This is a genomic window from Actinospongiicola halichondriae, from assembly GCF_049103745.1.
GTDB classification, from domain to species: domain Bacteria; phylum Actinomycetota; class Acidimicrobiia; order Acidimicrobiales; family Salinilacustritrichaceae; genus Salinilacustrithrix; species Salinilacustrithrix halichondriae.
In genome coordinates this window covers 3,322,224-3,336,210 of sequence record NZ_CP171622.1, presented here as the reverse complement: position 1 = coordinate 3,336,210, position 13,987 = coordinate 3,322,224, and the positions used below count along the sequence as shown (strand labels likewise).

Below are 13,987 nucleotides of genomic sequence, written 5' to 3'. Positions count from 1 at the left end.
AGCATGGAGACTCTCGAACTCGTCTGGCTCATCCCTGCCCTGCCACTGCTCGGTTTCGTGACCCTGCTGGTGTTCGGCCGGAAGCTCGGCGAACCGCAGGCCGGGATGCTGGCCACGGCCATGGTCGGGGGCTCGTTCCTCGCCACGCTGGCGGTCTTCACCGGCCTGATCGGCCAGGAGGAAGAGGCCCGCAGCTTCACGCAGGTCCTCTTCGAGTGGATCCCCGTGGGCGGCTGGCAGGTCGACGTCGGCTTCCTGGTCGACCCGCTGTCGATCACCATGTGCCTGTTCATCACTGGCGTCGGCACGCTGATCCACCTCTACTCGATCGGCTACATGCACGGTGACGAGAACTTCTCGAAGTTCTTCGTCTACCTGAACCTGTTCGCCTTCTCGATGCTGATGCTGGTGCTCGGCAACAACATGCTGCTCACCTTCCTCGGCTGGGAAGGCGTCGGTGCGTGCTCGTACTTCCTCATCAGCTTCTGGTTCACCGATCCGGAGAAGGCGTCGGCCGGCAAGAAGGCCTTCGTCACCAACCGCATCGGTGACTGGGGCTTCATGGTGGCGATCTTCGCCACGTTCGCCGCCCTCGGCTCGATCACCTACACCGAGGTCCTCGGCGGCGCCGGTGGCCTGCCGGAGACCACGGCCACGCTCATCGCCGGATGCCTCTTCATCGGCGCCATCGGCAAGTCGGCCCAGTTCCCGCTCTTCGTGTGGCTGCCCGACGCCATGGCCGGCCCGACCCCGGTCTCGGCGCTCATCCACGCAGCCACGATGGTGACCTCGGGCGTCTACCTCCTCACCCGGGTGAACCCGATCATCGCCGTCTCGGCCGACTGGCTCCCGACGACGATCGCCTGGGTCGGTGCCTTCACCGCGCTGTTCGCCGCGACGATCGCTGTCAGCCAGCGCGACATCAAGAAGGTCCTGGCGTACTCGACCGTCAGCCAGCTCGGCTACATGTTCCTGGCCATCGGTTCCGGCGCCTACGTGGCTGCGGTGTTCCACATGATCACCCACGCCTTCTTCAAGGCGCTGCTGTTCCTCGGTTCCGGCTCGGTCATCCACGGGATGCACGAAGAGCAGGACATGAACCGCATGGGCAACCTGCGCAAGTACATGCCGATCACCGCCGCGACGTTCATCGTCGGCTGGCTGGCCATCGCCGGCGTGCCGCCCTTCTCCGGCTTCTGGTCGAAGGACGAGATCCTGCTCTACGCCTGGGCCGAGAACCCGGCGCTGTGGTTGGTCGGTCTCGTCACCGCTCTGCTCACCGCGTTCTACATGAGCCGCCAGGTCTTCATGGTCTTCTTCGGTAAGGAGCGCTTCGAGGTCGAGTCCCACGACGAGGCCGCAGCCGCCGAGTCCGAGGATGCCGATGCCGAGGATGCTGCCGTCGAGTCCGACGTGCTCGTGCTCCACGATCCGCCGCACGAGTCGCCTGCGACGATGACGCTGCCGCTGGTCGTCCTGGCCGTGGCCGCCGCCATCGGCGGTGCGATGCAGTTGCCCTTCACCGACGGGACCAAGTTCCTCGAGGAGTGGCTGCACCCGGTCATCGGTGCCAACGAGGCCCACATCGACGTCGCCACGGGCGTCAAGGTCGCCCTCGCCGGCGTCGCGGTCCTCTCGGGGCTCATCGGGATCGGCGTCGCCTACGCCATCTACATCCGCAAGCAGCGCGAACCGGTCGAGCCCGAGATCCTCGCCGAGGGCTGGAAGTACGACAGCTCCATCTCGGCATTCATGGGCGGCCCGGGCCGCAAGGGCTTCGATGCCGTCGCCACCTTCGACAAGGTCGTCATCGACGGTGCCGTCAACGGAGTCGCCGGTCTGGTCAAACGCACCGGTGAAGGCCTCCGGGGCGCACAGTCGGGCTACGTCCGCAGCTACGCCCTCGGCATCGCCGGCGGCGCAGTCGTCCTCCTCGCCTACTTCCTCGCGCAGGTCACGTTCTGATGCACGCTGTCACCGTCTTCGCGAGCGCGGGCCCCGAGGTCAGCTTCCCGCTCCTCACCGCCGCGATCCTCGTCCCCCTCATCGGGGCGATCGTCGTCGCCTCCATCCCCAAGCGGCGGACCGAGATCCTCCGACTCGTCGCACTGTTGTTCTCCGGCACCGCCGGCGCCTTCACCCTGTGGATGCTCGCGGCCTTCGATCGCCACGACGCCGGCATGCAGTTCGAGTCGGTCCACACCTGGATCGAGGAGTTCGGGATCCAGTGGCACCTCGGCGTCGACGGCATCTCGCTGTTCCTCGTCGTGCTCACCGGCGTGCTCTTCCCGCTGACGTTCGTCGCGGTGACCCCGAAGAAGGACCCGAAGGCGTACTACGCCTGGCTGCTCCTGCTCGAGGCCGGCTGCATCGGTGCGTTCACGTCGCTCGACCTGTTCCTGTTCTTCATCTTCTTCGAGATCGTCCTCGTCCCGATGTACTTCCTCATCGGTGGCTGGGGCTACGGACAGCGGGTCTACGCCGCGCTGAAGTTCTTCCTCTACACGATGTTCGGTTCGGCGCTGATGCTCGTCGGCATCCTGGCGTTGGCTTTCGTCGACCGCGACACCCGGGTCGACCAGAGCAGCATCGCCGCCCAGCAGTTGGCGCAGCTCGACCAGACGATCCAGAGCCAGCTCGGCGCCGGTATCCAGCCCGACCCCGAGCTCCTCGACCAGGTCGAGACCCTGGCCGCCGAGGTCGAGTCGGCCGACCGTCTCACCTTCGACCTCGTCGAGCTGGCCGAGAACCGGGGCGAGATCCTCGAGGCGCAGCAGAACGGCGACCTCCCCACCGATCCCGACGCCAACTCGTGGAACCCGCTGCACTGGGACGCCGCCAAGTGGATCTTCCTGGCGCTCGCCCTGGCCTTCGCGGTCAAGGTGCCGCTGGTGCCGTTGCACACCTGGCTCCCTGATGCCCACACCCAGGCGCCGACCGCCGGCTCGGTGATCCTCGCCGGCGTCATGCTCAAGCTCGGCACGTACGGGTTCCTGCGCTTCGGCCTCTACCTGTTCCCCGACTCGTCGCAGTTCTTCGCCCCGGTGTTCCTCACCCTCGGTGTGGTGGGCATCCTCTACGGCGCCGTCGTGGCGACCATGCAGAAGGACCTCAAGCGTCTCGTCGCCTACTCGTCGGTCGCCCACCTCGGTTTCATCGCCCTCGGCACCTTCGCCCTCACGACCCAGGGCATCGAGGGCGGCATCCTCCAGATGGTCAACCACGGCATCTCGACCGGTGCGCTGTTCCTCCTGCTCGGCATGATCTACGAGCGTCGCCACACCTACGAGATCGCCACGATGTCGGGCATGCAGAAGACAGCCCCGATCCTGGCCGGCGTCTTCACCCTGGTCATGCTCAGTTCGATCGGCCTGCCGGGTCTCAACGGCTTCGTCGGCGAGTTCCTGATCCTCGCCGGTGCGTACCTCACCGCCAAGTGGTGGGCCGTCGTGGCCGCCGGTGGCGTGATCCTCGCGGCGCTCTATCTCCTCTGGGCCTACCAGCGGGTCTTCCACGGCACGCCGGCGGACGACGATCCCGGCACGCCCGAGATCAAGCTCGGCGAGTTCGCCGTGATGGTCCCGCTCATGGGCCTGATCGTGTTCCTCGGCGTCTACCCGAAGCCGGTGCTCGAGCGCATCGAGCCCGCAGTGTCGGCGCTGGTCCAACACATCGAGGACACCACCGACTTCACCGAACCCGATGCTGCGACCTCGGGCTTCAGCGGAACCATCGTCGACTCGCACGGTGAGGAGTCCGACGACTCGCACGACGAAGAGCACGACGAGTCCGGTGACGAGTCCCATGACGACTCTGGTGACGACCACGGAGAGGGGGAGTGATGTTCGCTGCACTGACGTTCCCGCTCCAGGCCGCCGACGAGGTCTTCGAGCCGATCGCGACGCCTGCCGTCGAGTGGTCGGCGATCCTGCCGCTGCTCATCCTCGCCGGTGCGGCCATGGGCCTCATGCTGGTGACGGCGCTCACCCGTTGGAAGCCCTTCAACGGCTTCTACCCGCTGGTGACGTCGTGTGCGGCCATCGCCGCCGGGTTCACGACGTGGCCGCTCTGGGAGCGTGTCCAGGACGTCGAACGGGGCCCGTACTCGGTCCTGTCGGGCGCGATCGGCATCGACGGCTTCTCGCTGTTCGTCACTGCGGTCATCTGCTCGTCGGTCGTGCTGACCTCGCTCCTCGCCGACGGCTACCTCCGTCGTGAGGGCATGGACGGCCCCGACCTCTACGTCCTGGTCCTGCTGTCGGCTTCGGGCGGCACGCTCATGGCCGGCGCCAACGACCTGATCGTCCTGTTCCTCGGCCTCGAGATCCTGTCGCTCGCCGTCTACGTGCTGGCGGCCATGCACCTGCGCCGGGTCACGTCGCAGGAAGCGGGCATCAAGTACTTCGTCCTCGGGTCGTTCGCCTCGGCGTTCATGCTCTACGGCATCGCGCTCACCTACGGCGCCACCGGGTCGACGAACCTCGTCGAGATCCTCGACTTCCTGTCGTCCACCGTGCTCTTCGACAACGGCCTGCTGCTCGCCGGCATGGCGATGCTGCTCGTGGGTCTGGGCTTCAAGGTCGCCGCCGCCCCGTTCCACGCCTGGACCCCGGACGTGTACCAGGGTTCGCCGACACCCGTCGTCGCCTACATGGCGTCGGGCGTCAAGGCTGCGGGCTTCGCCGGGCTGATCCGGGTCTTCTACCTCGGCTTCGGCACCTACGCAGCCGACTGGCAGCCCATCGTCTATGCGCTGGCGCTGCTCACGCTCGTGGTCGGTTCGATCATGGCCGTGGTCCAGACCGACGTGAAGCGCATGCTCGCCTACTCGTCGATCAGCCACGCCGGCTTCATCCTCATGGCCGTGCAGGCCGCCAGCGAGCGGGGCGTCGAGGCGTCGCTGTTCTACCTGGGCTCGTACACGTTCCTCGTCGCCGGCTCGTTCGCCGTCGTCGCCGTGGTCGGACGTGAGGGCGACGGCAAGCACAGCCTCGACGACTACAAGGGTCTGGCCAAGAGCCGCCCCGGTCTTGCGCTGGCGTTCTCGATCCTGCTCTTCAGCCAGGCCGGCGTGCCCTTCACCAGCGGCTTCTTCGCCAAGTTCTACGCGATCTCGGCTGCGGTCGACGCCCGCTCGTTCCCGCTCGCCATGGTCGCCATGTTCGCCGCCGTCATCGCTGCGTTCCTGTACCTGCGGATCACCGTGGCGATGTGGATGGGCGACGACGACGAAGCCGTCACCCCGGCCGAGGACCTGCCCGTCCCCGAGGGCGTGCGCATCGCCCTCACGCTGTGCCTGCTGGTGACCCTGGGCGTGGGCCTGTTCCCCCACACCCTCGCCGGCCTCGCGTCGGACGCCACCGCAGTCCTCGTCCAGTTCTCCGGGTAGCCCACCGGTCGGTCCCAACACCCCGTTCTGGTGAACGGTTGCGTCATCTGGTGGTCTCGAATGGTCACCAGAACGGCGTTGGGCGACGGTCGGAGAGAGGCGGAGCCACCACGACTGTGAGGTGATTCCCAGGTTCCTCCGGCCTGGTTCTGAAGTGCGTTCCCGATAGTGGGTCTCACACCACGAGAGACCCACCATCAAAGGGAGCACACGACATGCGCAAGACCGCTGCAGCCGCCGCCATGGCCGCATCACTGACCATCGGGGGAGGGGCCGGAGCGGTCCTGTTCGCCCCCAACCTGGTCGGCGCCCAGACCGACGACACGACCACCGACGAAGGCGCCACCGACGAGGCCGACCGCCCCGAACAGGGTGCCTTCCTCGAGGAAGCCCTCGCACCGCTCGTCGACGCCGGCACCATCGACCAGGGCCAGGCCGACGCCGTCATCGCCGCCATCGAGGAGGCCCGACCCGAGGGCTTCGGCGGACACGGCCGACACCACGGCCGCCATGTGGCCAGCGAAGCCGTCACCGACCTGCTCGGGATGGACGCCGCCGAGTTGCGTGAGCTCCTCGCCGACGGACAGACGCTGGCCGAGGTCGGTGAGGCCAACGGTGTGTCGGTCGACGACCTCGCCGCCGCCCTCGTCTCCGAGATGGAGGAGCGCATCGCAGGTGCTGTCGAGGACGGCAAGCTGACCCAGGAGGAGGCCGACGAGAAGCTCGCCGACGCCACCGATCGGGCCACCGCCACCGTCAACGGCGAGCGTCCCGAGCGCCCCGAGGGCGCACGCATGGGCGGCCCCGGTGAGGGTCGCCGCGGCCCCGGCGGCCCGGCCGACGACGCCACGGACGACACGGCCGACGACACGACCGGTTCCTGACCATTCCCCACCACCGCTCCGGACCGGCGGGCAGCCGCCCTGCCCGCCGGTCCGAGGGCATCCCCTCACGACCACGACGACCGCGCCGCCCCGGAGTCCACGATGCTCACCGATCTCGCCCCGCCCGCCACTCCCCCTGAAGCGCCGCCACCGCCAGCCCCGCCGTCACCTCCGGCAGCCACCGGACGTGACGGCCATCGTGGCGGTTGGCGACCACTCCCACTCCTCGCAGCGTCGGTCCTGAGCGCGGTCATCGCCTCGGGTGTCACGGTCGCCCTCGTCGACGATGGCCCGACGCCCAGCGCCGCCTCGGCGACGTCGAGCGACGGTTCGGTGGCGCCGACGCCAGTCGTCGACGGCTCCGAGCCGGTGGCCGTCGCCGCTGCCGCCATCGCCCCCGCCGTCGTCCAGATCGAGACCTCGACCGGCGTGGGTTCGGGCGTCACGTACGACGACAGCGGCCTGATCCTGACCGTCGCTCATGTCGTCGGCTCGAGCCGAACGGTCGACGTGCGCCTCGCCGACGGATCGACCGTGTCCGGCCGGGTGCTCGGCACCCACGCCGACACCGACATCGCCGTCGTGCAGATCGATGCCGACGACGTCATCCAGGTGGCCGAACTCGCCACCGGCGTCGAGCCCGTCGTCGGCCAGCTGACCGTCGCCGTCGGCAGCCCCTTCGGGTTCGACCAGACCGTCACCTCCGGCGTGGTGTCGGCCATCGACCGCATCGTCAACGACGTGGCCATGGTCCAGACCGACGCCGCCATCAACCCCGGCAACTCCGGCGGCCCCCTGGTCGACGCCTCGGGTCGCGTGGTCGGACTGTCCGACGTGATCTTCACCGAGTCCGGCGGCAACGAGGGTGTCGGCTTCGCCATCACGATCGACGTGGCGAAGCTCATCGCCGACCAGATCGTGGCCGGCGACTCCCCGCAGCTCGCGCTCCTCGGTGTGTCGACCACCGCCAGCGCCGACGGAGCACGCGGCGCACAGGTCGCCGAGGTCGTGCCCGGGTCTGCTGCAGCCGCCGCTGGGATCGCCGAGGGCGACCTGCTGGTCAGCATCGACGGCGTCCCCGTCGCCGACAGCAGCCAACTGCGCGCCCAGGTCACCAAGCGGGCCCCCGGCTCCGAGATCACCCTCGGCCTCGAGCGCGACGGCGATCCTCAAGACGTCGTCGTCACCCTCGGATCCACCGGTTGATCCCGTTCTCGACGTCGTGAGCGTCGGCCCCCGACGGCTGTGACGTCGAGAATGGGGTGCGGTCAGCGGAGGAAGAGCCAGACGGCCACGACCACGCCGAAGACCACGACGGTCGACCGCAACGCCTCGGGCGACAGACGACGGGCCATGCGGGCGCCGACGTACCCGCCGGCGAGGCTGGCCGGGGCGACGATCGCGACGGCCAGCCAGTCGACCGGGCCGAAGAGGGCGAAGGCCACGAGGGCGACCGTGTTCACCAGCAGCGACAGCGCCGACTTGAGGGCGTTGAGTCGTTGGAGGTTGTCGGCGACGTAGATGCCGAGGACGGCGAGCAGGATCACGCCCAACCCGCCACCGAAATATGCGCCGTACACCGCGGCGAGGAACACGGCGATGTGCAACTGCATCCCGGCGTTGCGGGACGACGGCCGACGCGAGGTGACGAACGCACCGATCCGCGGTTGGAGGGCCAGCAGCAGCGACCCGGCGAGCACGAGGAACGGGACGACGGCGTCGAACACGGCGTCGTCGGCCGCGAGCAGGATCACCGAGCCGATCACCCCGCCGAGCAGCGACGTCACGACGAGGCCACGGAGACGTTCTCGCTGACTCGACAGCTCCTCGCGGTAGGCGGCGGCGCTGCCGAGGTAGCCAGGCCAGACGGCCGTGGTGTTGGTGACGTTGGCGTCGAGGGTGGGGAGCCCGATGGCCACGAGCGCGGGGAACGAGATCAACGATCCGCCGCCGGCCACGGCGTTCACGCCACCGGCGAGGAAGCCGGCGACCGCGATGAGGATCGCATCGGCGACGCTCATCCCCAGAGGTCCACGGTCGCCACGACGGCACCGTACCGGTCGAGTACCAGAGCCCGGAACCGACGTCTGTGACGGATGTCATAGACGACGCGTGAACGAAACCGTCCGTTCGATCGTCTGACAAGGGATGGAGACGCGCGACCGCACCGACGACCGGGGACGGACATCCCTGGTGGGGACCGTCCTCGTCGCGGGCGCGGCGATCGCGGTCGTGGTGACGGCGACGCTCGCGGTGCGCACGCTCGACACCGCCGACGCCTCGGCCACGCCGTCGACGACGCTGCCCAGCACCACCATCCCCACCACGACCAGCGCACCCACCACGACGACGACCACCACGACGACGACCCCCACGACCACCGTCCCGGTCACCACGACGACGACCGCCCCGCCCCGGCCGCCGTCGCTGAACCGAGGATCCGAAGGGTCCGAGGTCGAAGCGCTCCAGCACCGTCTGGTGGCGCTCGGCTTCTACGTCCCGGTCGTCGACGGCCACTACGGGGCCCTCACCCAGCAGGCGGTCATGGCGTTCCAGAAGTCCGTCGGGATCGGTCGCGACGGCGTCGCCGGGCCGGCGACGCTCGGTGCACTCGAGACCGCCGAGCCCGTCCGGGCCCGCGAGGGGGGAGACCACATCGAGGTCGACCTCGAGCGACAGATCATGATCCTGGTCCGAGGCGAGGCGACCTACGTGTTCAACACGTCGTCGGGTCGATCGGGCTGGCGGACCCCGCCGGGCCGGTTCACGATCACCCGTGAGATCGACGGCGTTCGCCACGCTCCGCTGGGCGATCTCTACCGACCCAAGTACTTCAACGGCGGCATCGCCCTCCACGGTTCGCCCAGCATCCCCGGCCAGCCGGCATCGCATGGCTGCACCCGACTGCACAACGCGGTGGTCGACCACATCTGGTCGGCCGACCTCGCTCCCATCGGCACGCCCGTCTGGGTCTACTGAGCCACACCCGGCCCCGACTCAGGTCGTGACGACCTCGCAGTCCAAGGTGTCGCGCAGCGAGGCCGAGAAGCGGGGGATGTCCGCGCCGAACGCCGCGATCATCTCGGCCTCCATGGCCTCGATCACGTCGATGCCCACGCCGATCACCGGCGGGGTCTTGGCCAGACCGCCGAGGTCGATGATGAACGGCTTGTCGAGTTCGCACTCGGTGTGGGTCGCCGGGATCGGGAAGTTGGCGCAGGCGGTCGTCACCGGACCGAGGTAGGGGATCACCCGCTCGAGCGGCACGCCGTCGACCGACGGCGCCACCACGGCCAGCACCAGCGCGGCGAGCCCGGTGGCCGAGCAGCCGTAGTTGGCGATCGGCGCGACGGCGCGGAGCACCGGCAGCAGCTCCTCGGGGGTGTCGACCGCGGGGAGCCCCGGGATCGCGTCGAAGACCGGATCGAAGAAGTCGGGCGGGAGCTCTTCCGGCGGGATGATCTCGGGCGGCGTCGACTCGGTCGCTCCCGGCGGATCGGTCGGCGTCGGCGCGACGGGCGTCGTGGTCGGTGAGGACCCGCCGTCCGACGGGAGCGCCGGAGCGGGCGCGGCGATCTCGGCCGCCGTCGGCGGCGTACCGGCCTCGGTCGTCGACGGCTGTTGTTGCGAAGCGGGCGCGGCGAAGGCCGGGATGATGTCGACCCCGACCACGGGCAGGAACACCATCATCACCAGCCAGATGATGGCGGCGGCGTACCAGCGCGGGTAGTTGCGAACGTGTCGGATGATCCCCTCCGGGTTCATCGCTCACCTCCGTTGGGAGAGATCGTCTGGGCCAGGGTGCGGAGTTCGGTGGGGTCGAGCGTGGCCGACAGACGGAGAAAGCCGCCGTCGGCCAGGGGCACGTTGACGGCGGCGAGTCGGTCGTCGACGCCGATCGTCGCCTCGCCGATGTCGACGAGGTCGAACGTGTCGATCTCGGTCATGGCCCCGAACGGCGTCGGGCCGTCCTTCGTGGCCCCCTGGTCGAGGACCAGGAGGTCGGGACCTCGCCGCCACACGTCGGACACGAGCGCCGTGTCGGCCGACGACCCGAGGTCGCGAGCGGTCGCGTCGAGCGTCGGGGGGACCACGAGATAGCGGCCGACGAAGTCCCAGCCGTCGCCCGGATCGAGCGTGAACGCCCGGGCGAAGGGGATGGGTTCGTCGGCTTCGACGGCGTGCACGGCCCCGTTGCCGCCGGTCGCGGTCAGTCGTGTGCCCTCCGGCTCGGGTCCGACGTCGACGCCGAGCGTGAGCTCTACGGCGGTCATGGTCTGGAGCACCGACTCGTCGGCGTCGAGCCAGACCTCGCGCAGGACCACGCCGGCGTCGTCGGTGCAGCGCTCGACGGCGACCACGGCCTCGCCGGCGAACGCCGCCCGGGTCACGGCGCACGGCCGCCCACCGACCTCGTCGGAGCCGCGGTCGGTCGCCACCGTCGCGCCGAAGCGGTCGAGGCGCGTGTCGCCGGTCGCTGGGGAGAAGGGGACATCGATCAGGACCCAGTCGCCTCCGGACGACCGGGTGGCGAGCAGCCCGGCTCGTGATGCTCGTTCGCTGGTCACCGCGCCGTCGGCGTCGCGCACGGTGATGTCGGAGTCGAAGGGCCGGGACACGACGCGCTCCTCCGTGGTGGTCGCCCCGTCGCCGACCACCTCGTAGACGACCCGGTACGACGACGCCGGCCCGTCTCCCGAGGGAGCCGGCAGCGCGACCGCGTCGGCATCGCGGGCAGCGAGCGCGGCGAAGACACCCGTCCCCGCCACCGCGATCGCCGCGCCGGCCGCGGCCACTCGTCTCATGCGTCGCTCCGGGTGGTCGGATCGTCGCCGAGGTACGACGCCACGACCAGCGGGTGCTCGAGCACCGTCTCGGGCGGCCCGTCGGTCACGTAGCGGCCGGTGTCGAGTGCGAGGAAGCGGTCGGCGATCGACGACAGGAGCGCCATGTCGTGCTCGATCACCACGAGGGTCGCGCCGAGGGCGTCGCGCACGTCGAGCAGGACGGGGCCGAGGGCCTCGGCTTCGCGCTGGGCGATGCCCGACGAGGGCTCGTCGAGGAGGATGACCCGCGGTTCGTTGGCGAGCAGCGATGCGACCTCGACCATGCGGCGTGACCCCGTCGACAGTTCGGACACGAACTTCCCGGCGAACGAGCCGAGGCCCACCAACTCGATCAGTTCGTCGGCGCGCCGCTCGGCCACGGCTTCGCTCGCCCGCTGGCTCGGTGTGGCGAGGACCGCAGACACGATGTCGCGTGAACCCAGCGAGCGCTCGCACGACAGCACCAACGACTCGCGGACGGTGAGCGACGGCCAGAGGCGGGCGTCCTGGAACGTCCGCCCGAGCCCGGCGACGGCGCGACGGTGCGCCGGCCAGGTCGTGACGTCGACGGAACCGAGGTGGACCTCGCCCTCGTCGGCGATCGTGAAGCCGGTGAGCAGGTCGAACAACGTCGTCTTGCCGGCGCCGTTGGGTCCGACGATCCCGAGCACCTCGCCCTCGTACACCTCGAGCGCCACGTCGCTCACGGCCTGGACGCCGCCGTACCCCTTGGAGAGACCGCGGCACGACAACACGACGTCGGTCCCGACGACCCGGTCGGTCGCACGTGGCCGGTCGAGGTCGGCGTTGGTGCGGGTGCCCTTGAGATACACCGAGCGGAGGATGTCGTCGCGCTCGAGCAGGTCGGCGGTCGGACCCTCGAACCGGATCTCGCCCTTCTCCATGAACACGGCGCGTTCCGCGAGTCGGAGGGCGACGTGCACCGACTGCTCGACGAGGATCACCGTCGTCCCGTTGGCGTGGACCTCGCGGACGATCTCGAGCAACCGTTCGACGATCGCCGGAGCGAGGCCGAGTGAGAGCTCGTCGATCATGAGCAACGTCGGCTCCGACAGGAACGCCTGCCCGATGCTGAGCATCTGCTGCTCGCCGCCCGAGAGGTTCCCCGCCGGCGTGTCCCACCGTTCCTCGAGCACCGGGAACCAACCCAGCACCCGTTTCGTCGCCGCCTCGAGCCCCGCCTTGTCGCCGCGTCGCGACCACCCGGCGATGCGCAGGTTCTCGGCGACCGACAGGCTCGGGAAGACACCGCGACCACCGGGGACCTGGGCGATGCCCATCGCGAAGGTGTCGTTGGCATCGAGTCCGGTGATGTCGCGACCGTCGAAGAACACCGACCCGCCCGAGGTCGGAGCGAGGCCCGAGATCGCCTTGAGCACGGTCGACTTCCCGGCTCCATTGGTTCCCAACAACGCGAGCATCTCGCCCGAGCGGACCTCGAGGTCGACGCCGAAGAGCACCTGGGTCTGGCCGTAGGCGAGGTCGACGCCGCTGAGGCGTAGCAGGGGAGCGTCACCGTCGCCGCCAGCGCGTCGTTCGGCGTTGGCGCGTGCCGTCTCGTTCACGCGAGCGATGTCGCCCTCGACGAACCGGCCGGCGGAGCCGAGGATCAGGCCGCCGAGCACCAGGACGGGGAGGAGGAACAACAGCGCGGTGCGCAGTCCGAGGTTGTCGCCGATCCCACCGATGATCGGGACCACGGGGAGCCCGAGCAGGATGAAGACGTTGGTCATCGCGAAGCCCTGGGTCCGCATGTTGGGCGGGAGGACGAGCGAGATCACGGCGTAGATCCCCGGTGTGAGGGCGCCGACCACCATGGCGAGGACGATCTGGAACGCGACGGCCACGACGACGTTCGGCGAGAGCGCGACCCCGGCCAGACAGCCCGCCGACAAGACGCCCGCCAGTCCGATCATCTGGAACGCCCGCGCAGGCTTCCGGGTGATGGCGCCCTGGAGGTAGATGGCCCCGAGGACGAGCCCGGCCACACCGAAGGGCTCGGCGATGGCGAAGATGATGCCGCGCCCCGCCTCCTTCACGCCGTAGACCTCCTCGTAGAAGAGGCTCAGGATGATCGCGATGCCGACGACCGAGGCCGACAGGAACGGCATCGACAGGTAGATGCGCCGGGCCGTCCGTTGACGCATCACCGTCCGCCACGCCTCCCGGAACGTCGCCGGCTCCTCGTCGATGTCGGCCGTGGCCTCGTCGGCGCCGGCAGCGAGACGCTCGAACCGCCCCCGCGCGGGTTCGACGAGGCGGAGGGCGAAGAACGCGACCACCACGCTCGGGATCGCGAGCAGGAGGAACGGCGCCCGCCATCCCAGGAACGCGGCGAGCAGGCCGGCGGCGAGCGGTGCGACGAACTTGCCGATCGGGTCGGCCAGGCGGTGGAAGTAGAACGCCCGCGCCCGGTGCTCCTGGGGGTAGTAGTCGGAGATCAGGCTGTTGTGGGTCGAGTTGAGCGTCTTGCCGCTGGCCGAGCCCATGCGGGCGATGACCAGGACGGCGAGCGTGGGGGCGAGGCCCGTGAGCGCGGCGAAGCCGGCCCAGATGAACCCGCCGCCCGCCGCGAGGCGGGTGCGGCGCTTGCGGTCGGCGAGCCAGGCGATCGGGAGCTCGATGAGGAGCGCCACCGGGATGATGACGACGATCAGCGACGTGACCCCGGCGATCGACAGGCCGAAGGCATCGCGGATGTTCGGTGCGAGCACCGCGAACGCCGACCGGTCGAGCTCGTCGACCGCATTGAGGCCGAAGAGGACCAGCAGCGGCAGGAACGGGTGTCGTCCGACGATGTGGCGCGGGTCGAACCGGCTGCGAGGGGTCTCGCCGTCGTCGACGGAGGGATCGTCCACCGGGGACGC

General features: G+C 69.6%; 10 protein-coding genes. 6 read left to right on the top strand and 4 right to left on the bottom strand.

Annotated features, from left to right (window positions below):
* The first annotated feature begins 3 nt into the window (after positions 1 to 3).
* The 5 genes from nuoL (at position 4) to AB8619_RS16465 (ending at position 7,479) form a co-directional block, all read left to right on the top strand.
* Positions 4 to 1,965, top strand: coding sequence for an NADH-quinone oxidoreductase subunit L (gene nuoL / locus AB8619_RS16485; RefSeq protein ID WP_436793722.1), 1,962 nt, complete (start codon positions 4 to 6; stop codon positions 1,963 to 1,965).
* Positions 1,965 to 3,842, top strand: a complete 1,878-nt coding sequence (locus AB8619_RS16480) for a complex I subunit 4 family protein (protein WP_436793721.1) — start codon at positions 1,965 to 1,967, stop codon at positions 3,840 to 3,842. The genes nuoL and AB8619_RS16480 overlap by 1 nt, the downstream gene beginning before the upstream one ends.
* Positions 3,842 to 5,389: an NADH-quinone oxidoreductase subunit N gene (locus AB8619_RS16475; RefSeq protein WP_436793720.1), complete on the top strand. Its 1,548-nt coding sequence runs from the start codon at positions 3,842 to 3,844 to the stop codon at positions 5,387 to 5,389. The genes AB8619_RS16480 and AB8619_RS16475 overlap by 1 nt, the downstream gene beginning before the upstream one ends.
* 215 nt (positions 5,390 to 5,604) lie before the next feature.
* Positions 5,605 to 6,273, top strand: a complete 669-nt coding sequence (locus AB8619_RS16470; RefSeq protein WP_436793719.1) for a hypothetical protein — start codon at positions 5,605 to 5,607, stop codon at positions 6,271 to 6,273.
* Positions 6,274 to 6,375: 102 nt separating this feature from the next.
* Positions 6,376 to 7,479, top strand: coding sequence for a S1C family serine protease (locus AB8619_RS16465; RefSeq protein WP_436793718.1), 1,104 nt, complete (start codon positions 6,376 to 6,378; stop codon positions 7,477 to 7,479).
* Between the two features lie 62 nt (positions 7,480 to 7,541).
* Here the strand turns inward: AB8619_RS16465 and AB8619_RS16460 are convergent, their stop codons facing one another.
* Positions 7,542 to 8,294 (bottom strand): sulfite exporter TauE/SafE family protein, encoded by a 753-nt coding sequence (locus AB8619_RS16460; protein ID WP_436793717.1) that lies wholly within the window; start codon positions 8,292 to 8,294, stop codon positions 7,542 to 7,544.
* A gap of 127 nt (positions 8,295 to 8,421) precedes the next feature.
* On the opposite strand from AB8619_RS16460, the gene AB8619_RS16455 reads away from it, so the two are divergent.
* Complete coding sequence (locus AB8619_RS16455) at positions 8,422 to 9,252, top strand: L,D-transpeptidase family protein (protein ID WP_436793716.1); 831 nt, start codon at positions 8,422 to 8,424, stop codon at positions 9,250 to 9,252.
* An 18-nt stretch (positions 9,253 to 9,270) separates the two neighbouring features.
* Here AB8619_RS16455 and AB8619_RS16450 read toward each other — a convergent pair whose 3' ends face one another.
* From AB8619_RS16450 to AB8619_RS16440, 3 genes are read right to left on the bottom strand one after another with little or no spacing between them, the layout of a single operon-like run.
* A complete protein-coding gene (locus AB8619_RS16450) occupies positions 9,271 to 10,038 on the bottom strand; it encodes a hypothetical protein (protein WP_436793715.1) in 768 nt (255 codons plus the stop codon).
* Positions 10,035 to 11,078 carry a hypothetical protein gene (locus tag AB8619_RS16445; RefSeq protein ID WP_436793714.1) on the bottom strand — a complete coding sequence of 348 codons (1,044 nt, stop codon included), beginning with the start codon at positions 11,076 to 11,078 and terminating at the stop codon, positions 10,035 to 10,037. The genes AB8619_RS16450 and AB8619_RS16445 overlap by 4 nt, the downstream gene beginning before the upstream one ends.
* Positions 11,075 to 13,978 (bottom strand): MFS transporter, encoded by a 2,904-nt coding sequence (locus tag AB8619_RS16440; protein WP_436793713.1) that lies wholly within the window; start codon positions 13,976 to 13,978, stop codon positions 11,075 to 11,077. The genes AB8619_RS16445 and AB8619_RS16440 overlap by 4 nt, the downstream gene beginning before the upstream one ends.
* Positions 13,979 to 13,987: the final 9 nt, after the last annotated feature.

Excerpts from the sequence above, each read along its gene's own strand:
- AB8619_RS16465 (WP_436793718.1), top strand. The coding sequence starts at position 6,376 with ATGCTCACCGATCTCGCCCCGCCCGCCACTCCCCCTGAAGCGCCGCCA.
- AB8619_RS16470 (WP_436793719.1), top strand. The coding sequence starts at position 5,605 with ATGCGCAAGACCGCTGCAGCCGCCGCCATGGCCGCATCACTGACCATC.
- AB8619_RS16455 (WP_436793716.1), top strand. The coding sequence starts at position 8,422 with ATGGAGACGCGCGACCGCACCGACGACCGGGGACGGACATCCCTGGTG.
- AB8619_RS16445 (WP_436793714.1), bottom strand. The coding sequence starts at position 11,078 with ATGAGACGAGTGGCCGCGGCCGGCGCGGCGATCGCGGTGGCGGGGACG.
- AB8619_RS16480 (WP_436793721.1), top strand. The coding sequence starts at position 1,965 with ATGCACGCTGTCACCGTCTTCGCGAGCGCGGGCCCCGAGGTCAGCTTC.
- nuoL (WP_436793722.1), top strand. The coding sequence starts at position 4 with ATGGAGACTCTCGAACTCGTCTGGCTCATCCCTGCCCTGCCACTGCTC.
- AB8619_RS16450 (WP_436793715.1), bottom strand. The coding sequence starts at position 10,038 with ATGAACCCGGAGGGGATCATCCGACACGTTCGCAACTACCCGCGCTGG.
- AB8619_RS16460 (WP_436793717.1), bottom strand. The coding sequence starts at position 8,294 with ATGAGCGTCGCCGATGCGATCCTCATCGCGGTCGCCGGCTTCCTCGCC.
- AB8619_RS16475 (WP_436793720.1), top strand. The coding sequence starts at position 3,842 with ATGTTCGCTGCACTGACGTTCCCGCTCCAGGCCGCCGACGAGGTCTTC.